This window comes from Tolypothrix sp. VBCCA 56010, assembly GCF_050875635.1.
Taxonomy (GTDB): domain Bacteria; phylum Cyanobacteriota; class Cyanobacteriia; order Cyanobacteriales; family Nostocaceae; genus Hassallia.
On the sequence record NZ_JBPAOH010000542.1, the window covers coordinates 1 to 219 of the forward strand.

General features: G+C 45.2%; 1 protein-coding gene. It reads left to right on the plus strand.

All coding sequences use genetic code 11. The features are described from left to right. The coding region (locus AABK37_RS42555; protein ID WP_432557316.1) for a hypothetical protein at positions 1-219 on the plus strand (219 nt) is incomplete at both ends.

The following is a 219-nucleotide window of genomic DNA, read 5'->3' on the forward strand; positions in this document are numbered from 1 at the left end:
TTGGAAATGCTGGTCATAGATTATACAAAACTGGAGATTTAGTCCGCTATTTAATTAATGGCAACATTGAGTATCTCGGACGCATTGACTACCAAGTGAAGGTGCGTGGCTTCCGGATCGAATTGGGCGAAATTGAGGCACTGTTGAGCCAACACCCAACTGTGCAACAAGCTGTTGTCATTGCCAAAGAAATTGCCGGCGATAAGCGCTTAGTTGCCT